Genomic DNA, 18,926 nt, shown 5'->3' with positions numbered 1-18,926 from the left:
AAACCCTGTGATCGAGGAGCGTCCCTTGCCCGAGCCGGAACCGTCCCCCGAGCCCTCCCGCGCCGCCCCGGCGAACGGGCCTCCCGCGGGCGACGTCCCACCTTCCCAGCCCTATCTGCTGGTGATGCCCAGCATGGAGGGCGCGCCCCCACCGGTGCCGTGGCCCGGCGCGGAGGGGCAGCCCGGCTGGGCGATTCCGGTCACCGTCCCGCCCGGCACCCAGGGGTACGCGCTGTTCGTCCCGCTGGTGCCGGCGGCCGGCCAGCCGAGCGCGGTGCCTGCCCAGGCGACAGCACCGGCCGTCGAACGCTCCCCGGTGGAGGATGCCGCCCTCTCCCCCACCACCGGCGACGTCGCCAAGGCGCCGCCGGCTTCCGCAGGCGCGGGCGTGTCCCCGGCCGGGGACGGTTCGACGGGGGCGGCTGATCATGGGGAGCCCGCCACCGCACCGGCCGACCGTCCGGCGGAGCCCGTCGCCGCCACGCCGGACACCGCTCCGGCGGCCCGGCCTGCCGCCACCCGAGCCGACGGAACCCCTTCGGCTGCCGAGGACGCCGCATCGGCGGGTCCGTCCTCCTCGGGCGCCGGCACGACGGCTCCGGCCACCGGTTCGCCTGCCACCCCGGGTTCGTCCCCGTCGGATGCGCCGAACCCGCAGGCCGGCTCCGGCACACTGGCCAGTTCGGGCGCACCGGGTGCGCACCCGCAGGCCGGTTCCGGCGCGCCCGGCACGCCGCACGCTTCCGGCCGGCCCGGGACCCCGAGCACGCCGCCGATCCCCGGCGCGCCGCCCGCGCCGGTCACACCGCACGCTCCGGGGATGCCGCAGCCTCCCGGTCGGCCGGTGGGCGCGCCGCCGTACCCCGGTGTGGGGTGGACCGGCCATCCGCAGGCGCCGGTCTGGGCGCCGCGACCGCCGACGCCGCGGACCTCGTTCCTCGGCGCGCGGTGGCCCGGCCCGAAGGCGGCGACCGGCCGGGCCGTGCCGCTCGCGGTGCTGGCCGGCGCGGTCGGCGGCGCGGTCTTCGTGCCGCTGGGCCGGGTCGGCGTCGGCTGGTTCCTGGGGTGGCTCACGCTCACTGTCGCGGTGGTGCTGGCGATCCGGTCGAAGACCGCTGACCTGCCGCGCGCCGACCGGCTCATCCGGGCCGGGTGGGCGGCGGCCGCGCTGGCGCTGATGGCCGTGCCGGCGTTCCGCAACGCCTGGTGGCTCGTGACGTTCTGCGTACTCGGCGCGCTGGGCTGCGCCACCCTCGCGATCGTCGGCGGGCGGTTGGTGCGATCGATCCTGTTCGGCCTGGTCGCCACGCCGTTCGCGGCGTTACGCGGCCTGCCCTGGGTACGCCGGCACGTCACCGCCTCGGCGTCGGCGGCGACGGTGAGCAAGGTGACTGTCTCGGTGGTCGCCACGGTCGTGGTGCTCGTGGTCTTCGGCAGTCTGCTCGCCTCCGCCGACGCGGCGTTCTCCGAGGCGCTCGGCTCGTTCGTGCCCGAGACCGACATGGGTTCGGTGTTCAGCTGGGTGTTCCTGGCAGTGGTGGGCGGGCTGATCGCGGTGGCCGCGGTCTACACGCTCGCCGCGCCGCCGGACCTGTCCACGGTGGACAGGTCCGGCGAGCGGCGGATCGGCCTGCTGGAGTGGGCCCCGGCCATCGGCGCGCTCGTCCTGCTGTTCGCCGGGTTCGTGGTGGTGCAGTTCACTGTGCTCTTCGGCGGGCAGCAGCACGTGCAGCGGGTCGCCGGTCTCAGCTACGCCGAGTACGCGCGCAGCGGCTTCTGGCAGTTGCTCTTCGTCACGCTGCTGACGGTGGCGGTGCTCGGCGGCGTGGGCCGCTGGGCGCGCCGGGAGCGGCCGGTCGAGCGCGTCCTGCTGCGTGTGCTGCTCGGGCTGATCAGCGCGCTGAGCGTGGTGATCGTGGCGTCGGCATTGTCCCGGATGTGGACGTACCAGAAGGTCTACAGCTTCACCGGCGAGCGGATCTTCGTGATGGCGTTCGAGATGCTGCTCGGCACGGTCTTCCTGATGATCATCCTGGCCGGCGTCCGGTTCAAGGGCCGGTGGATTCCCGGCGCCACCGTCGCGCTGGCCGTGACGATGCTGCTCGGCCTGGCGGTGCTCAACCCGGAGGACTACGTCGCCCGCCGCAACACGCTGCGGTACGAGCAGACCGGCAAGATCGACGCCTGGTATCTGCGGGCGCTGTCCGCCGACGCGACGCCGTCGCTGGCCAAGCTTCCCGATCCGGTACGCCGGTGCACGCTGAGCTGGATCGCCGACGACCTCGCCGAGCCCGACCCCTGGTACGCCTGGAACCTCGGTCGGCAGCGCGCCCGTAAGGCACTGGAGGAGGTCGGCCCGCAGGCGGTCGGCGGCCCGAAGGACTGCCGCCGGGCGGACCAGTTCGACCTGCCGAAGACGCGCGGCCCACGCTGACGTCGCCGACCGGGCCGCGGATCGCCGCGGCCCGGTCAGGCGGGGCCGCCGCCGAAGCCGATCTCGTTGCCGTCCGGGTCGTGGAAGATCGCCTTCCGGACGCCGTTGTCGTAGGTCTCCTGCGCAGCCGGCTCCAGCCCTCGGGCGGCGATCGCCGCGAGACGGGAGTCGAAGTCCTCGACGAAGACAGTCTGCATGGCGTGACCGGCGTGGTCGGGCCGCACCTCGATGTAGAGGTAGCGGTGCTCGGCCAGCTCCCACACCGACTCGTGGTCGTTGGGCAGGAACTGCGGCGGGGCGCCGAGCAGCCGCTCGTACCAGGCCGTCGACACGGCGATGTCATGGATCGGGACGCCGGCGAACAGGTCGACAGTCATCCGGTCAATCTAGCCGCGTCGACGTGCCGACGAGGGCTCGTGCCGTACCGGCGTTTGAACGCGGTGCTCAGCGCGAACGAGCTGCCGTAGCCGACCCGGCGGGCCACCGCGCCGACAGTGGCGCCGGGCTCGCGGAGCAGGTCGGCCGCGAGCGCCAGCCGCCAGCCCGTCAGGTACGCCATGGGCGGCTCGCCCACCAGGGCGGTGAACCGCCGGGCCAGCGCCGCACGCGACAACCCGACCTCGGCGGCCAGCGACGCCACCGTCCACTGCCGGGCCGGGTCGTCGTGCAGCATCCGCAGCGCGCGGCCGACCACCGGATCCGCGTACGCCCGGTACCAGCCGGGCGCGGCAGCCCCGGGCCGTGCGAACCACTCCCGCAGCGCGGCGATGAGCAGCAGGTCCAGCAGGCGGTCCAGCACCGCATCCTGGCCGGGGTCGTCCTTGACGATCTCGTCGGCCAGCAACGGCACGAGCGGAGAGTCCCAGGACTCACGGCGGACCACCGCCAGCGGCGGCAGCGTGTCGAGCAGCCGCCGCCCGACAGTGCCCCGCACCGGGTACGTGCCGGTGAGCAGCACGGTCCGGCCGTCCGGTCCGTTGCCCCAGGTGCGTACGCCCCACCGCGTCATCGCGAACAGCTCCCGCCCGTCCGGCGTGGTGCAGCGCTGGCCCGGGTGCACTACCACCTGCGGCGCCGTGGCCGGGTCGTCCGCCACGGTGTACGGGGCCGGGCCACGCACGATCGCCACGTCACCATCGCCGAGCCGCGCGGCCTCCCCCTCCTCCGGGACGATCCAGGCGTCCCCCCGCACCACGGCGACCAGCGTGAGCAGCGCCTCGTCCCGGATCAGCATCGACCAGGGCGGGGTGAGGATCGAGCGCAGCAGGAAGGCGCCCCGCGCCCGGGGACCGTCGAGCAGGCCGGAGACGGCGTCCACGGAGACGATTGAACACAGGATCGCGCGTCCTGGCCATGGGCCGTCTCACCGCACGGCGGTTCGATGAGGACATGCGACTCGTACAACAACTGACGCTGGTCGGCGCCACAGTCGGGGCCGGGCTGATGGCGGGCCTGTTCGCCGCGTTCGCGTACGCGGTGATGCCGGCGCTGCGCGGCGCGGACGACCGCACGTTCGTGGACGCGATGCAGCGCATCAACGTCACCATCGTCAACGGCTGGTTCCTGCTGGCCTTCCTGGGTACGCCGGTGCTGGCCGCGCTCGCGGCGGTGCTGGCGTGGCGCGGGGCGGTCCGGCCGGCGCTGCCGTGGATCGTCGTCGGGCTTGCTCTCTACCTGGTGATGTTCGTCGTCACCGTGGCGGTGAACGTGCCGCTGAACGACGCGCTCGCGGCGGCCGGTTCCGCCGATCCCGGTGCGGCGCGCGAGCGCTTCGAGTCCGCCTGGGTCACCTGGAACGTGGTCCGGGCGGTGGCGAGCACTGCGGGGTTCGGCGCGCTGTGCTGGGCGCTGGTGCTCGCCGGCCGCGCGGCCGGTTGAGCGGATCCGGCCGGGCCGATCGGGCCTGCCGCTACGACCGGTCTTCGATCAGCGGCAGGTAGCTCTCCGGCAGCCAGCGGACGACCACCTTCGGGAAGAGCGTCCCGCCGAGCCGCCGGTAGAAGCGCTGCGCCGCCTCGTTCTCCGGCTTCACCTCCCAGCGGATGACCAGCCGCTCGGCGGCGGCCCGCTCGGCCAGCGCAGTCATCAGCCGCCGGCCCACGCCACCGTCCCGGGCCTCGGCACGGACGAACAGGTCGTCGAGCGCGAGGATGTCCTCACCGCTCCACATGTGCAGGCGCCGCTGCGCGGAGACGTAGCCGAGCGTCTCACCGTCCCGCTCGGCAAGCAGGACCGTCACGTCGGCGCGGCCGAGCACCTCGCGCCACCGGTCGGGGGTCGCGCCGACGTGCTCGCTCTCCCCCTCGTGGGCCGCGATCTCCCGGACCAGGGCGTCCACTACGGCCGCGTCGTCCGGACCGGCCTGGCGGATGCGGATGGCGTCGTTCACGGTGCTCTCCCTCACGGGTCGGATCATGGGCGGATGCTCATGATCATCCCCCGGAGCCACCACCTGATGATCCTGCTTTCGGGCCGTCCTCGATGACGGCATCGGCCGGTACGGCGCATCTACCGATGACGGCTCCCGTTCGGCCCGCGCTGTTCCCGCCGGTCGTTCAACTCGGCGGCGCTCTTGCCAGGCAAGGAAGGCGTGCCGTCCGATCGAGCGCGGCGGTGTTGCGCCGCCGCCGAACCCCAGCCTTCGCTCACCTGGACGGCAAGGGGAAGCAGGATCGGTCGCCCAGTGTCGGTCCGCTCTTGATTCCAGCCAGAATCGAACATACGTTCTAGCGATGACGTCCGCCGGGGGTTCTCGTCATCAACACAGGCCAGGATGGCTGAGCCAGGAACGCAGCCCAGGGCCTACGATCGTGCCCATGGACACGGCGACGATCGAGCGGGCCTCCCTGGTCGCACTACTTCGCCGGCCTCGCGCGCGCTGGTCGGAGATCGCTCTCGACATCCAGGAAAACGGCAGCGCCAGGGCAGTCCTGGACCGTACGGTCGGCCACTCCGACACGCTCTTTCCGGACGGGATTTCAACCACCGAGCTGATCAGCGCTGCCGTCGCCGAGATCACCGGCTGGCAAGCTGATCGAGTCGGCGTCCACGCCTTCTTCGAAGACACCTACCCTGCACAGCTGCGCGGCATCCGGGAGATGCCACCGCTCCTGTTCAGCCGAGGTGATCTACGGGTTCACGACCAGGCAGTGGCCGTCGTCGGCAGTCGCAAGGCCAGCGAGGAAGGGCTGCGGATCGCCCGAGCCGTCGCCACCACCCTGGCAGGCCGCGGGGTGACCGTGGTCAGCGGTCTGGCCGCCGGCATCGACACCGCCGCACACTCAGCTGCGCTGGAGGCAGGTGGGCGAACGGTCGCGGTCATCGGCACCGGGATCCGCCGGTACTACCCCTCCGCGAACCAGCGCCTGCAGGACCACATTGCCGAGGTCGGGCTCGTCATCTCCCAGTTCTGGCCGGACGCCCCGCCGAGCAGGCAGAGCTTCCCCATGCGCAACGCCGTCATGAGCGGGTACGCAGTCGCGACGGTCGTTGTCGAGGCGGGTGAGACCAGCGGAGCACGGATCCAGGCCCGGCTCGCCCTCCAGCACGGCCGTCCCGTCGTGCTGACGAGCCAGGTCATGCGGTGCGACTGGGCCAAGACGTTCGCCGAGAACCCGGGCGTCTACGTCGTCCACGGCACCGCGCAGCTGCTGGAAGCCGTCGACGACATCCTCAGCTACCAGCCCACCGACGCCGGCCTGGAGAACTTCCCTGACTTCGCCCTCCGCTGACCAGCGCTGGACCATCATCAGCCGGCACGTCGAGGTCCAGCGCGGCTACCTGCGCAACCCGCTACCGGCACACCCCTGGATCTGCCCGACGTGCCGGGGAGTACGGAACGAGGGCTACTCGCTCTGCTTCCGCTGCCAGTCCCACGTCGCTCGGTCCCAGGGCCTTCTCGCGGACCTCGTACTACCGATCTCCTACTCGCCACGCACCTGGCAACACCACTACAACCTCCGGACGTACAAGGGCACAGCTCCGTCCGAGCAGGCTCGGCGAAGCTTGCTTGCGCTCCTGCTGCTGTTCCTGCGTGACCATCTCGCGTGTATAACGTCCAGTACGGGAGCCTCCCCAACGCACGTCATCACCGTCCCGAGCACCCGCAGCCGCACTGGCGCACATCCGCTTGCCGACCTTGTCGGCGACCGGCTCCGGCTGCCCTGGATCAACAGCACGGTCAACCCGAGCTACGGTCCGGAGGATCACGACTTTCACGCCGACTGGTTCAAGCCGTCCCTCCCCACTTCGCTTGCGCCCGTTCATGCGCTGATCCTCGAGGACACCTGGACGACCGGGGCGCGAACACAGTCCCTGGCGCACGCACTGAAGGTCGCCGGTGCCGCCACCGTTGCCGCCGTCATCCTCGGCCGCCACGTGGATCCAAACTTTGCACCGGCCAGGCAATTGCTCAACGCGATCGCCAGCCCGTTCTTCGATACCACTAGGTGCGCAGCTGAAGACTGATCAAGAACACCTCGGCATCCCGATGCTCCTATGGCGGTCATGATCAAATGAAGCCGCACATCGCTGTGCACATACTCGAGTCGAGGCGCCCGGCGATGCGCGCGCCACGCAGCCGGAGCCCTCGGGGATCTACATGCTGCCCGGCCCGACCGAGCATGAATTCTCTGATGACATCAGCAGACACCGTCCGTGCGTCGCCCCACGAACGCATGGTTCGCTCGTCGACCGCAGACATTGGGCGACTGCCAGACTGCCGGCCTACGGGTAGCGGCAAGGGGGAACAAGAAGGGCGCAGTGCGCCGGTCATGTGGGCAGCAGCCGACAAGGCTCGATTTCTGGATGCAGCACGCAAGGCTCATGAGAAAGCGTGATCACGTTCCAACGAATCAGCGGCCCGGTCGACGATTACTCGACCAGGCCGCTGACCTGCTTCAAGGGTGGAGCCGAGGGGACTCGAACCCCTGACCCCCACACTGCCAGTGTGGTGCGCTACCAGCTGCGCCACGGCCCCTTGCGATCGTCCCCGGTCGCCCGGGCACGGGAAGAACTATACACACGCCGCCCCGCATGGTCATCTCGCGGGGGTCCCCCACCGAGGGGGTCAGTTCAGTGCCACATCCGGCGGGAAGTGGGCCACCGCCGCCATCATGCCGCCCTGCCGGCGCAGCACCATCGGCCAGAGATCATCCGGCCGGTCGACGAAGGCGTCACCGGGCAGCGCGTCGAGCACGAACCAGGAGCCCTCCTCGATCTCGCGCTCGACCTGTCCGGCGCCCCAGCCGGAGTAGCCGGCGAACACCCGGATCCCGCCGACCGCCTCGCGCAGCTTCTCCGGGTCGACCGAGAGGTCGATGGTGCCGACCGCGCCGGAGACGCGGTGGAAGCCCTTGACCGGCCGGACGGGGTGCCGCATCCGGGCCAGGCAGATGGCGGAGTCGGGCTGCACCGGGCCACCCTCGAACAGCACGGCCGGGTCGCGGGCCAGGTCGCTCCAGTCGCCGAGCACGTCGGCCACCGAGACCTCGGTGGCGCGGTTCAGCACCACCCCGAGGGCGCCGCCGGGTTCGTGGGCGACGAGCAGCACGACCGTACGGTCGAAGTTCGGATCCTTGAGCCCTGGTGTCGCGACCAGCAGTCGTCCGGTCATCGACTCCATGGCTCGGCCACCGATCGCCTGCCCCTCACTCTGCATGTCCGACACCCGTCAGCCGTGCGCCCGTACGGGCCCGAGGCCGTCGACCGTCCATCCTGTCAACGCCATGTCACGCACCATAGCCTGCGTCCGGCCCGCTGGTTAAGGTCTGACGGCGGGTGATCACGACGGATCGAGGGAGGGTCGGATGGCGGCGCAGGCCGAACTGGCGGTGATCGGCGGGTCGGGTCTCTACGCCCTGCTCGACGGGGTGGAGCACGTGGTGGACACCCCGTACGGCGAGCCGTCGGGCCCGATCACCGTCGCCGAGGTGGGCGGTCGCCGGGTGGCGTTCCTGCCCCGCCACGGGCGTGATCACCGCTACCCGCCGCACCTGATCCCCTACCGGGCGAACCTGTGGGCGCTGCGGTCGCTGGGCGTACGCCAGGTGCTGGCGCCCTGCGCGGTGGGCGGCCTGCGGCCGGAGCTGGGTCCGGGCACGTTCGTGGTGCCGGACCAGTTGATCGACCGCACCAGCGGGCGCGTGCAGACGTACTACGACCGGGGCGCGGTGCACGTGTCGTTCGCCGATCCGTACTGCCCGGTGGGACGGCGCACGCTGCTGGACACGGCGGCCGGGCGGGGCGTGCCGGCGGTGGACGGCGGGACCGTCGTGGTGGTCGAGGGTCCGCGCTTCTCGACCCGGGCGGAGTCGCGCTGGTTCGCCTCGATGGGCGGCACGATCGTCAACATGACCGGCCACCCGGAGGCGGTGCTGGCCCGTGAGCTGGCGCTCTGCTACACGTCGATCGCGCTGGTGACGGACCTGGACGCGGGCGTCGAGGCGGGCGAGTCGGTCACCCACGAGGAGGTGTTCCGGGTCTTCGCGGAGAACACCGACCGGCTGCGCGGGCTGCTGCTGGACGCCGTGGCGGCGCTGCCCGCCGAGCGGGAGTGCGGGTGCGGGCACGCGCTGGACGGGATCAAGCTGCCGTTCCCGCTGCCCTGAGCGCGGGAAGCGCCCGAAAAGTCGGCCTCGGCCCGATAGATTCGGCTGGTCGGGGGACCGGGCACCGGGCCGTCTCCGGCATCCGCGTGGAGGACGGAGGCAGCCGGCGATGGCGACGGTGCGGGAGGCGACCTACGACCTGCTGCGCGCGCTCGGGCTGACCACGGTCTTCGGCAACCCGGGCTCGACCGAGGAGCCGTTCCTGCAGGAGTTCCCGGCCGACTTCCACTACGTGCACGCGCTGCAGGAGGCGTCGGCGGTCGCGATGGCCGACGGCTACGCCCAGGGCACCGGCCGGCCCGCGCACGTCAACCTGCACACCGCGCCGGGCACCGGCAACGGCATGGGCAACCTGGTCACCGCCTGGCACAACCGGACGCCGCTGATCGTCAGCGCCGGCCAGCAGACCCGCGAGATGCTGCTGATCGAGCCGCGCCTGGCCAGCCCCCGGGCGGTCGAGCTGGCCCAGCCGTACGTCAAGTGGGCCCACGAGCCGGCCCGCGCGCAGGACATCCCGGCGGCCTTCATGCGGGCGTACGCCTCGGCGGTGCAGCCACCGGCCGGGCCGGTCTTCCTCTCCCTGCCGATGGACGACTGGGACCGCCCGGCCGACCCGCCGCCGCAGGTGCGTACCGTCGCCACCCGGATCGCGCCGGACCCGGACCGGCTGCGGAGCTTCGCCGACGCGCTGGCCGCCGCCCGCGCCCCGGCACTGGTGCTCGGCGCGGCGGTGGACCGGTCGGACGCCTGGGCGGACGCGGTCGCGCTGGCCGAGCGTCTGGCCGCCCCGGTCTGGGCCGCCCCGGCGCCGGAGCGAGCCGTGTTCCCCGAGCGGCATCCGCACTTCCGGGGCGTGCTGCCGTACGCGATCGGGCCGCTGTCGGAGGCGTTGCGCGGCCACGACGTGGTGCTGGTGGTGGGTGCGCCGGTGTTCCGCTACTACCCGCATGTGCCGGGCGACTACCTGCCCGGCGACGCGCGGCTGCTGCACGTCACAGACGACCCGGACGAGGCGGCCCGCGCCCCGGTCGGGGACAGCCTGCTCGGCGACGCCCGCCTGACCATGGCGGCGTTGCGTGAGCTGCTGCCGGCGACCGACCGTCCCGCGCCGTCACCGCGCCCGCAGCCGGCCCCGCCGGAGCAGGCTGACCCGCCCAGCGCCGACGCGTTGTTCGCCGCGCTGGCCGCCGCGTGGCCGGCGGACGGGGTGCTGGTGCAGGAGTCGCCGTCCAACCTGGCCGCGCTGCGCCGCCGGCTGCCGATCGAGCGGCCGCGCTCGTACCTGACGATGGCCAGCGGCGGGCTCGGCTTCGGGCTGCCGGCGGCGGTCGGCATGGCGCTCGCCGAACGCGACACCGGGCGCGGCCGCCCGGTGGTCGCGGTGGTCGGCGACGGCTCGTTCCACTACTCGGTCCAGGCGTTGTGGACGGCGGCGCGGCTGCGCCTGCCGCTCGCCGTCGTGGTTCCGGTGAACCAGCAGTACGCGATCCTGAAGGCGTTCGCCGAGCTGAAGCACACCCCTGGTGTGCCGGCGCTGGATCTGCCCGGGTTGGACGTGACGGCGGTGGCGCACGGCTACGGCTGCGCCGGTGCGGTGACCACGCTGGACGGGCTCGGCACCGCGCTCGACGCCGCATTGGCCGCGGACCGGCCGACGGTGCTGCCGGTGCCGATCAGCACCGACGTGCCACGGATCCTCTGAGACTCAGCCGGGCTGGACGATCAGCGGGGCGCCGCTGGCGGCGTCCAGCACGGCCCGGCCGCCGAGCGGCGCGTCGAGCGTGACGCTGACCGGCTTCAGCACGAGCTGCGCGGTGCAGACGCCGGTGGAGGCGATCACGGCGCCGCCGATCACCACCACGTCCGGCCGTTCCAGCACGAGCGGGGTGGGCGGGCCGTCGCAGGCGCCGACGCCGAGCACGTAGTCGATCCGGTTGCCGTCGACCGCCCGCAACTGCTGAGCGGACACCAGGCCGGCCGGGAGCGGCCGGGTGGGCACCGCGCCGCCGGGCGCCCGGCCGGTCACGCGCGGCGCGACGGCGATCCGGGCCACGGGTACGGCCAGCTCGTCAACGGTGAACAGCCAGGCGGGCACGTCGGCGCGGCCCCGGCTGGTCCACACCGGCGCGCTGCCCAGCCGCACCTCGGTCACGGTGAGCGGGACGCACGGCGTCGGCGCCGAGGTCGACACCGGGTCGTTCGGGCCGGGCCGTCCGGTCGGTGCCGGGTCGGGCGCGGCGGGGCGCCCGTCGCAGGGCGGCGGGTCGCCCTGGCGGAGCTGGGCGTACGCGTCGGCGGCGCTGACCAGCGGCACCCGCAGCGTGCCGTCGGGGAACCGGATCGTGCCGTCCTTCGGCACGGCGGCCGGGATCGGGATCTGGTCCCGGTACCAGCCCGCCCCGAACGCCACTTTCGTCTCGTCGGTGAAGCCCGGGTCGCCGGTGAGCACAGTGGCGTCCTGGAGCGGCACGTACCCGTCGCGCCAGCCCGGCCCGGGCCGCCAGCCCGCGGCGACCTCCTCGGCCCGCTCGGTGAACGCGGGCCGCTGGTCCGGACCGGTGGGCGGCGTCCGGACGGGGACGGCGCCGGGCGTGGCGCAGGCGGAGAGGGTCAGCAACGAGATCCCGAGCAGGGCGAGCACGCGACGCATACCGGTTGGACGCCGGCCCGTCCCGGCCGGTTCCCCCGGACTCAGTCCTCGCCGCCGAGGTCGGCCTGGTACGCCTCCCAGAGCAGGTCGGCACCGTGGCGCCGGTGCCGGTCGAGCGCGCGCAGCAGGTCCACGGTGCGGGCCCGCACCTGGGCGGCGGACGCCCCGGGCAGCCGGACCGTGTGCTGGAGCGCGGCCAGCGCCGCCAGGATCGCGGCATGCTCGGCGACCAGCAGGCGTACGCCCCGGTGCAGCCGCGGCGCGGCGCGCACCAGGTCGGCGTAGTGGCCTCCCGGCCCTTCGGTGACGCGGACGTGTTCGGTGAAGCCCCGCCGGACCGGGTCGAGGTCGGTGAGCAGGCGCTCCCGCCAGCGCGGGCCGCCGGTGGCCCGGGCGAGGGCGCGCAGGTCACCGGGAGCGGTGGGGAGCACGGAGATCGGCTGCTGGATCGGACTGGTGACCATGGGACACCTCCCGCTGCTGGGCGAACCCGTATGGCGATGGTGGACCCGGTACGCGGCGCTGTCCAGCGCTGCAACGCGTCTCATCTGCCGCATTGGCACCATCTGCCCCGGCAGGCTCAGAGGCCTCAGACGACTGTGCGCCCCGGTCCTCGTGGACCGGGGCGCACAGGCCGTGTGGTGGAGGTGCCGGGAATCGAACCCGGGTCCTTCGCCGGTTTGTCAGGGCTTCTCCGAGCGCAGCTCGCTGTGCCTCTACTCGGCCCCACCGCTCACGCGAGCAAGTTGGTGTGACGGGCCCAGTCGCTGATTGATCTCGCCGCACGGACCCCGCGACCGGGTCCGATTGGCCAGCCTTCTAGCTGATGCCGGCTAACTGGGTCGAAGGCGCTCCCAGGCCGACAGACTTGCTACTCGCCTCAGGCGGCGAGAGCGAAGTCAGCGCGATTGTTCTTGGCGCTTATTGGTTTCCGACGACCGATTCTCGAGACGACGTCGGCTTCCTCGGCTCGCTTCCCCTGTCGCTGCGTACGAAGTCGAAACCAGTCACCCCCTCGAAGCGCTGCCCCTGTCGGCAGCACACCAAGCCTAACGCCTGGCGCAACCGGATTCATCCCGAGGCCCGCCCGACGCGGACAGCCGGACGAACCGGACGTATCACTCAGCCATGCCCTTGCCGCGCCGGCCGACCGCCCGGGCGATCTCCTTGGCGGCGTCCCGCTTGGCCAGGTCCTGGCGCTTGTCGTACGACTTCTTACCCCGGGCCAGGCCGATCTCCACCTTGGCCCAGCCGTCGGAGAAGTAGACCTGCAACGGCACCAGCGTCAGGCCGCTCTCCTTGAGCTTGCCCAGCAGCCGGTCGATCTCGATCCGGTTGAGCAGCAGCTTGCGGGTACGCCGCGGCTCGTGGTTGGTCCAGGTGCCCTGGGCGTACTCCGCGATATGCATGGCGTGCAGGTAGATCTCGCCGTCACGCTCCTGGGCGAACGCGTCGACGAGCGACGCCCGCCCGGCCCGCAGCGACTTCACCTCGGTGCCGGTCAGCGCCATGCCCGCCTCGTACGTGTCGAGGATGGCGTAGTCGTGGCGCGCCTTCTTGTTGGAGGCGACCACCTTGCGACCCTTTTCCCGTGGCATCGGCGCCACCTCCCTCCCGGTCCGTCGCCGGCCACCGGCCGGCGAGCGAAGATCATGCTACCGGAACCACAAGGGCCCTCCCGCGCGGTTTATTCCGCGCGGGAGGGCCCTTGCCGGAGCCGGACGGGTGACTAGACCCGCAGGTAGAAGCGGAGCGTGACCCAGGCGGTGACCGCGCTGACCACGCCACCGACGGCGGCCATCAGCGGGAAGGTCAGGAAGATGTCGGACCAGGAGATCGGGGTGATCAGACCCTCCAGGGCCGCCATCGAACTGCCGGCCGCGAGCACCTTCACCGCGATCAACGCCAGCAGGCCGAGGATGGAGCCGAACAGACCGGCCACCACCGCCTCCAGCACGAACGGCGCCTGGATGAACCAGTTCGACGCGCCGACCAGCTTCATGACCGCCACTTCACGCCGCTTGCTGTACGCGGCCACCTGGATGGTGTTCGCGACGAGCAGCAGGGCGGCGACGGCCATCACCATAGCGATCGCGAGCGCGCCGTTCTGGAAGCCGCTGAGCACGCCGAAGACCTTGTCGAGCAGCTTGCTCTGGTCGACGATCGTGTCGATGCCCTCGGCGGTCTTGTACTTGTCGTAGATCGCCTTGTACTGCTCGGGGTCGTTGAGCTTCACCCGGTACGACTCGGGAAGCTGGTCCGGCTTGACCGCGCTGACCAGGTCCGGGGCGTCGGCGTACATCTGCTGGAAGCGCTCGTACGCCTGGTCCTTGTTGACGTACGTCGAGTCCTTGACCAGCGGGTCCTGGTCGAGCTGCTGACCCAGCGCGTCGACCTGTTCCTTGGTGGCGTCGGTCTTCAGGAAGATCGAGACCTCGACGTTCTCGTAGTAGAGGTCCTTCATGTCGCCGACCTTCTGGTACAGAAGGCCGCTGCCGCCCAGCATGAACAGCGACACCGCCATTGTGATGATCATGGCGATGGTCATGGTGACGTTGCGCCACAGCCCGACCAGTACTTCGGACAGGACGTACTTCATCCGCATCGGGATATTCCTCCGGCTCTCCGGCGTGAGGGTTCGTCGTCAGGGTCTACGGAACGTCGTACGGCTCAGCCGTAGACGCCGCGGGCCTGGTCGCGCACGATGCGGCCGCTCTCGATCTCGATCACCCGGCGCCGCATCTGGTTCACGATGTTGGAGTCGTGCGTGACCATCACGACGGTCGTGCCGGTGCGGTTGATCCGGTCCAGCAGGCGCATGATCTCGATCGAGGTGTCCGGGTCCAGGTTTCCGGTGGGCTCGTCGGCCAGCAGGATCAGTGGCCGGTTGACGAACGCCCGGGCCACCGCCACGCGCTGCTGCTCACCACCGGAGAGCTCGTGCGGGTAGCGGTGCTCCTTGCCACCGAGACCGACCAGCTCCAGCACCTCCGGCACGACCCGGCGGGCGACCGCCTTCGTCTTGCCGATCACCTCCAGCGCGAACGCCACGTTCTCGTACGCGGTGCGGTTCGGCAGCAGCCGGAAGTCCTGGAAGACGCAGCCGATGGAACGCCGGAAGTGGGGTCGCTTCCAGGAACGCATCGACGTCACGTCCTTGCCGTTGACGACGACGCGACCCTTGTTGGGCGTGACCTCGTGCAGCAGCAACTTGATGATGGTGGACTTGCCGGAGCCGGATGGACCGATGAAGAAGACGAACTCGCCCTTCTCGATCGAGACGGACACGTTGTCGAGCGAAGGCCGGGACGCCTTCGGGTACGTCTTCGTCACTTGCTCAAGCTGAATCACGGGTCGGTAGTCTACGCGGTGTAACCGCAGAGCCAAGCCCCCAGGCCCGCCGAAGCGGTGCGCGTCATCGATTTACCCGGTCAGAACGGGATCGATGACGCGCTCAGTCCGAACGTGATCACGCACCGTCAGCGCTGAGCTGCTGCTGCTTCCGCCAGCGGATTCCCGCCTCGATGAAGCTGTCCAGGTCACCGTCGAAGACCGAGGACGGATTGCCCGTCTCCTGTTCGGTACGCAGATCCTTCACCATCTGATACGGGTGCAGGACGTACGAGCGCATCTGGTCGCCCCAGGAGCTGGTGCCGCCGCTCTTCAGGCCGGCCATCTTCTCCTCCTCCTCCTGCCGCTTGCGCTCCAGCAGCCGGGCCTGGAGCACCCGCATCGCGGAGGCCTTGTTCTGCAGCTGGGACTTCTCGTTCTGGCAGGTCACCACGATGCCGGTGGGGATGTGGGTCAGCCGCACCGCCGAGTCGGTGGTGTTGACGCTCTGCCCACCCGGCCCGGACGACCGGTAGACGTCCACCCGGACCTCGTTCTCCGGGATGTCGATGTGGTCGGTCTGCTCGGTGACCGGCAGCACCTCGACGCCGGCGAAGCTGGTCTGCCGGCGGCCCTGGTTGTCGAACGGGCTGATCCGCACCAGCCGGTGCGTGCCGGACTCCACGCTGAGCGTGCCGTAGGCGTACGGCACCTTCACCGTGAAGGTGGCCGACTTCAGGCCCGCCTCCTCGGCGTACGAGGTCTCGTAGACCTCGGTCGGGTAGCCGTGCCGCTCGGCCCAGCGCAGGTACATCCGCAGCAGCATCTCGGCGAAGTCCGCGGCGTCCACGCCGCCGGCCCCGGCCCGGATCGCCACCAGCGCCTCCCGCGAGTCGTACTCGCCGGAGAGCAGCGTGCGGACCTCCATCTCCTGGATGGCCTTGGTCAGCCCGGCGATCTCCGACTCGACCTCGGTCAGCGCGCCCGGGTCGTCCTCCGCCTGGGCCAGCTCCAGCAGCACCCCGGCGTCGTCGAGCCGGGAGCGCAGGTCGCCGAGCTTGGTGATCTCGCCGTTGACGTACGACAGCTGCGACGTCACCTGCTGCGCCTTGGCCTGGTCGTCCCAGAGGTCGGGCGCGGAGGCCTCCTGCTCCAGCCGTGCCTTCTGCTCGCGCAGCTTGTCGAGGTCGAGCACGGCCTCGATGTTGCGCAGCGTGGCGTCGAGTTCCTTGAGCTGTTCGGCGTAATCGGCAGCGGTCACGACAGACAAGACTACTGCGTCGTTCCCTCAACCTGCTGCAGGTGGTCAGCCGACCGGCGCGGTCTTGAGCCAGGACAGCGCCGCCTTGTGGTAGGCGACGGCGAACTCCAGCGCGCTGGCGTCGTAGCTCTCGCCTTCCTTCTTGGCGTTCTTGACCTGCTCCCGCACCGCCGCCAGCGCCTCGGTGTGGTACTCGTTCGCCGTCGCGTAGAGGTTCTTGAGCTGGCTCGCCGAGTGCAGGTTGCCGAACGCCATCCGTAGCGCTATCGGGTTACGGATGGTGTCCTTGCCGGGATTCTCCGCCAGCCAGCGGGAGAATGTCCGTTTACCGGCAGCTGTCAGCGCGTACGGCTGACTCATGCGCGGCCCGGGCTTGCCGAGACGCACCAGACCCTTCTCGGCCAGGACCGGTAGCTCCCGGTAGACCTGACTGCGGGTCATCGACCAGTACGGCGCCAGCCGGCGCTCAGCCGCGGCCATCAACTGGCCGCCAGTCATCGGGCCGTCGTGCAGCAGGCCGAGCAAAGCTGCCGCCGTCGGGTTGACTCCGGAATCCGCCATGCCCTCTAAGCTGCCACTTTGTCGGCTCTGGCGTCCAGGATTTGCCTATTTCGGCACCCGCGGACCGGTCCGATGTGCACTGTCGGATGAGGAAGAGGGCCCGTCCCGGCCGGGACGGGCCCTCTTCGAGCGTCTCAGCCCATGTGCGGGTAGGTGTGATCGGTCGGCGGAACGAACGTCTCCTTGATCGTCCGAGGCGACATCCAGCGGACCAGGTTGTGCCAGGAACCCGCCTTGTCGTTGGTGCCGCTGGCCCGGGCGCCGCCGAACGGCTGCTGCCCGACCACCGCGCCGGTCGGCTTGTCGTTGATGTAGAAGTTGCCGGCCGCGTACCGCATCTTCTCCGCCACCTGGTCGACCACCCGGCGGTCGGTCGCGAAGATCGACCCGGTCAGCGCGTACGGCGCGATCGACTCGGCCTGGGTGACCACCTCGTCGAAGCGGGCGTCGTCGAAGACGTGCACGCCGAGGATCGGCCCGAAGTACTCGGTGGTGAACGTCTCGTGCGCCGCGTCGGAGCACTCGAACAGCGTCGGCCGGACGAAGTAGCCGACCGAGTCGTCGGCGGTGCCGCCGGCCAGGATGCGGCAGGAGTCGTCACCCTTGATCAGCTCCAGCGCGGCGGTGTGCCGGCCGAACGCCTTGTCGTCGATCACCGCGCCACCGAAGTTGCTGAAGTCGGTCACGTCGCCGTAGGTCAGCGAGTCCGCGGTGGCGGCGAGCCGGTCGCGCAGCCCGCCCTCCCAGATCGACCGCGGGACGTACGCGCGGGAGGCAGCCGAGCACTTCTGCCCCTGGTACTCGTAGGCGCCCCGGATCAGCGCGGTGTGCAGCGCGTCCACGTCGGCGCTGGTGTGCGCGACCACGAAGTCCTTGCCGCCGGTCTCGCCGACCAGGCGGGGGTAACCGCGGTAGCGGGCGATGTTGTCGCCGACGGTCTTCCACAGGTGCTGGAACACCTTCGTCGAGCCGGTGAAGTGGATGCCGGCCAGGTCCGGGTCGGCGAGCACCACCTCGGAGACCTCCTCGCCGCGGCCGGTGACCATGTTGATCACGCCGGGCGGCAGGCCGGCGGCCTCGAACAGGCGCATGGTGAAGTGCGCCGCGAACTGCTGCGTCGGGGACGGCTTCCAGACCACCGTGTTGCCGAGCATGGCCGGCGCGGACGGCAGGTTGCCGGCGATCGCGGTGAAGTTGAACGGGGTGATCGCGTAGACGAAGCCCTCCAGCGGCCGGTGGTCGAGGCGGTTCCAGACCCCGGGCGAGGACAGCGGCTGCTCGGCCAGGAGCCGCCGGGCGAAGTGCACGTTGAAGCGCAGGAAGTCGATCAGCTCGCACGCCGAGTCGATCTCGGCCTGCACGGCGGTCTTGGACTGGCCGAGCATGGTGGCCGCGTTGAGCGTGTCCCGCCAAGGGCCGGCCAGCAGGTCGGCGGCGCGCAGGAAGATCGCGGCCCGCTCCTCGAACGGCAGCGCGCGCCACATCGGCGCGGCGTCCTTGGCGGCCTGCACCGCGGCGCGAGCGTCGTCGTGGGTGGCGTGCCCGGTGACGCCGAGAACGTGCGCGTGCTTGTGCGGCTGCACCACGTCGATCGACGCGCCGCCGGCCATCCGCCGCTCGCCGGCGATCGTCATGGGCAGCTCGATCCGCTCGGCGGCCAGTTCGGCCAGCCGCCGCTGGAGCCGTTCCCGGTCGGCGCTGCCGGGCTCGTAGGAGTGGACCGGCTCGTTGAGCGGCTCGGGTACGGAGAACACGGCGTCCATCAACAGGCTCCTGGCGATCTCGACGGCGACGGCGAAACCGGACCCGCGGGCGCCGGCCGGGCGGCCGGACACCGGGGCGCCGCGGGGTGGGCGGCGGCGGGACCTGGCCCGATTCTGTCACGACAAGCCCCCGCCGGACGCGCCTCCCTGGCACATCGGACGGCCGGTTCATCTCCGGACCGTCGGCCCCAACCGACCCGGATCCGACGAAACATCGGATCGCGCCCCAGTTCGTCGACGATTCGTCGGCGCTTACTCGACCTTTGATCCAGCCCACCCTCGGGGGGTGGCGGTGTTCCGGGCCTCCGGGCGGCACCTC

The 18,926-nt window shown here is 71.3% G+C and carries 18 protein-coding genes, 1 tRNA gene and 1 other RNA gene; 6 read left to right on the top strand and 14 right to left on the bottom strand.

Translation table 11 applies throughout. From position 1 onward, the window contains the following. Positions 1-25: 25 nt before the first annotated feature. Entirely contained in the window at positions 26-2,434 is a 2,409-nt protein-coding gene (locus PVK74_RS26460) for a DUF4153 domain-containing protein (RefSeq protein WP_274477471.1), read from the top strand. Positions 2,435-2,469: 35 nt separating this feature from the next. Here PVK74_RS26460 and PVK74_RS26455 read toward each other — a convergent pair whose 3' ends face one another. Together PVK74_RS26455 and PVK74_RS26450 are read right to left on the bottom strand one after the other, a co-directional pair. Next, positions 2,470-2,811: a VOC family protein gene (locus tag PVK74_RS26455; protein ID WP_274477470.1), complete on the bottom strand. Its 342-nt coding sequence runs from the start codon at positions 2,809-2,811 to the stop codon at positions 2,470-2,472. Continuing rightward, a complete protein-coding gene (locus PVK74_RS26450) occupies positions 2,808-3,752 on the bottom strand; it encodes an AraC family transcriptional regulator (protein WP_274477469.1) in 945 nt (314 codons plus the stop codon). Before PVK74_RS26450 ends, PVK74_RS26455 begins: the two co-directional genes overlap by 4 nt. Positions 3,753-3,823: 71 nt before the next feature. On the opposite strand from PVK74_RS26450, the gene PVK74_RS26445 reads away from it, so the two are divergent. Continuing rightward, positions 3,824-4,312 (top strand): anthrone oxygenase family protein, encoded by a 489-nt coding sequence (locus tag PVK74_RS26445; protein ID WP_274477468.1) that lies wholly within the window; start codon positions 3,824-3,826, stop codon positions 4,310-4,312. A 31-nt stretch (positions 4,313-4,343) separates the two neighbouring features. On the opposite strand, the gene PVK74_RS26440 is transcribed toward PVK74_RS26445, so the two are convergent. Further along, positions 4,344-4,838, bottom strand: a complete 495-nt coding sequence (locus PVK74_RS26440; RefSeq protein ID WP_274477467.1) for a GNAT family N-acetyltransferase — start codon at positions 4,836-4,838, stop codon at positions 4,344-4,346. A gap of 412 nt (positions 4,839-5,250) precedes the next feature. Between PVK74_RS26440 and PVK74_RS26435 the strand changes: the two genes are divergently transcribed. Both PVK74_RS26435 and PVK74_RS26430 read left to right on the top strand, forming a co-directional pair. Beyond that, positions 5,251-6,165: a DNA-processing protein DprA gene (locus PVK74_RS26435; RefSeq protein ID WP_274477466.1), complete on the top strand. Its 915-nt coding sequence runs from the start codon at positions 5,251-5,253 to the stop codon at positions 6,163-6,165. Between the two features lie 274 nt (positions 6,166-6,439). Beyond that, positions 6,440-6,901, top strand: a complete 462-nt coding sequence (locus PVK74_RS26430; RefSeq protein WP_274477465.1) for a hypothetical protein — start codon at positions 6,440-6,442, stop codon at positions 6,899-6,901. Positions 6,902-7,339: 438 nt separating this feature from the next. Here PVK74_RS26430 and PVK74_RS26425 read toward each other — a convergent pair. Beyond that, positions 7,340-7,412: transfer RNA gene (locus tag PVK74_RS26425), tRNA-Ala, on the bottom strand. A 90-nt stretch (positions 7,413-7,502) separates the two neighbouring features. Beyond that, complete coding sequence (locus PVK74_RS26420) at positions 7,503-8,093, bottom strand: YqgE/AlgH family protein (RefSeq protein WP_043330624.1); 591 nt, start codon at positions 8,091-8,093, stop codon at positions 7,503-7,505. Between the two features lie 148 nt (positions 8,094-8,241). Here PVK74_RS26420 and PVK74_RS26415 point away from each other — a divergent pair, with 148 nt between their 5' ends. Continuing rightward, positions 8,242-9,042: an S-methyl-5'-thioadenosine phosphorylase gene (locus PVK74_RS26415; protein ID WP_064447741.1), complete on the top strand. Its 801-nt coding sequence runs from the start codon at positions 8,242-8,244 to the stop codon at positions 9,040-9,042. A gap of 109 nt (positions 9,043-9,151) precedes the next feature. Then, positions 9,152-10,744, top strand: a complete 1,593-nt coding sequence (mdlC, locus tag PVK74_RS26410) for a benzoylformate decarboxylase (protein WP_274477464.1) — start codon at positions 9,152-9,154, stop codon at positions 10,742-10,744. Between the two features lie 3 nt (positions 10,745-10,747). Here the strand turns inward: mdlC and PVK74_RS26405 are convergent, their stop codons facing one another. The 9 genes from PVK74_RS26405 to pruA form a co-directional block, all read right to left on the bottom strand. Continuing rightward, positions 10,748-11,692, bottom strand: coding sequence for a hypothetical protein (locus tag PVK74_RS26405; RefSeq protein ID WP_274477463.1), 945 nt, complete (start codon positions 11,690-11,692; stop codon positions 10,748-10,750). 41 nt (positions 11,693-11,733) lie between these two features. Next, complete coding sequence (locus PVK74_RS26400; RefSeq protein ID WP_043326371.1) at positions 11,734-12,156, bottom strand: hypothetical protein; 423 nt, start codon at positions 12,154-12,156, stop codon at positions 11,734-11,736. Between the two features lie 175 nt (positions 12,157-12,331). Beyond that, positions 12,332-12,707: a transfer-messenger RNA gene (gene ssrA / locus PVK74_RS26395) on the bottom strand. Between the two features lie 103 nt (positions 12,708-12,810). Continuing rightward, a complete protein-coding gene (gene smpB, locus PVK74_RS26390; protein ID WP_274477462.1) occupies positions 12,811-13,290 on the bottom strand; it encodes an SsrA-binding protein SmpB in 480 nt (159 codons plus the stop codon). Positions 13,291-13,421: 131 nt separating this feature from the next. Beyond that, on the bottom strand, positions 13,422-14,297 hold the full coding sequence (gene ftsX, locus PVK74_RS26385) for a permease-like cell division protein FtsX (protein WP_030501420.1): 876 nt from the start codon (positions 14,295-14,297) through the stop codon (positions 13,422-13,424). Positions 14,298-14,362: 65 nt separating this feature from the next. Then, complete coding sequence (ftsE, locus tag PVK74_RS26380) at positions 14,363-15,043, bottom strand: cell division ATP-binding protein FtsE (RefSeq protein WP_013284225.1); 681 nt, start codon at positions 15,041-15,043, stop codon at positions 14,363-14,365. Between the two features lie 118 nt (positions 15,044-15,161). Then, a complete protein-coding gene (prfB, locus tag PVK74_RS26375; protein ID WP_043326373.1) occupies positions 15,162-16,283 on the bottom strand; it encodes a peptide chain release factor 2 in 1,122 nt (373 codons plus the stop codon). A 45-nt stretch (positions 16,284-16,328) separates the two neighbouring features. Next, the gene (locus PVK74_RS26370) at positions 16,329-16,844 is read right to left on the bottom strand and encodes a PadR family transcriptional regulator (protein ID WP_043326375.1); all 516 of its coding nucleotides are present in this window, start codon (positions 16,842-16,844) and stop codon (positions 16,329-16,331) included. A gap of 134 nt (positions 16,845-16,978) precedes the next feature. Continuing rightward, positions 16,979-18,607, bottom strand: a complete 1,629-nt coding sequence (gene pruA, locus PVK74_RS26365; RefSeq protein ID WP_064447768.1) for an L-glutamate gamma-semialdehyde dehydrogenase — start codon at positions 18,605-18,607, stop codon at positions 16,979-16,981. Positions 18,608-18,926 lie beyond the last annotated feature (319 nt).

The sequence above is a fragment of the Micromonospora chalcea genome (genome assembly GCF_028768405.1).
Classification (GTDB): Bacteria; Actinomycetota; Actinomycetes; order Mycobacteriales; family Micromonosporaceae; genus Micromonospora; species Micromonospora chalcea.
Note: the sequence above shows the minus strand (reverse complement) of the source record. Positions and strands in the feature narration are given on the sequence as shown.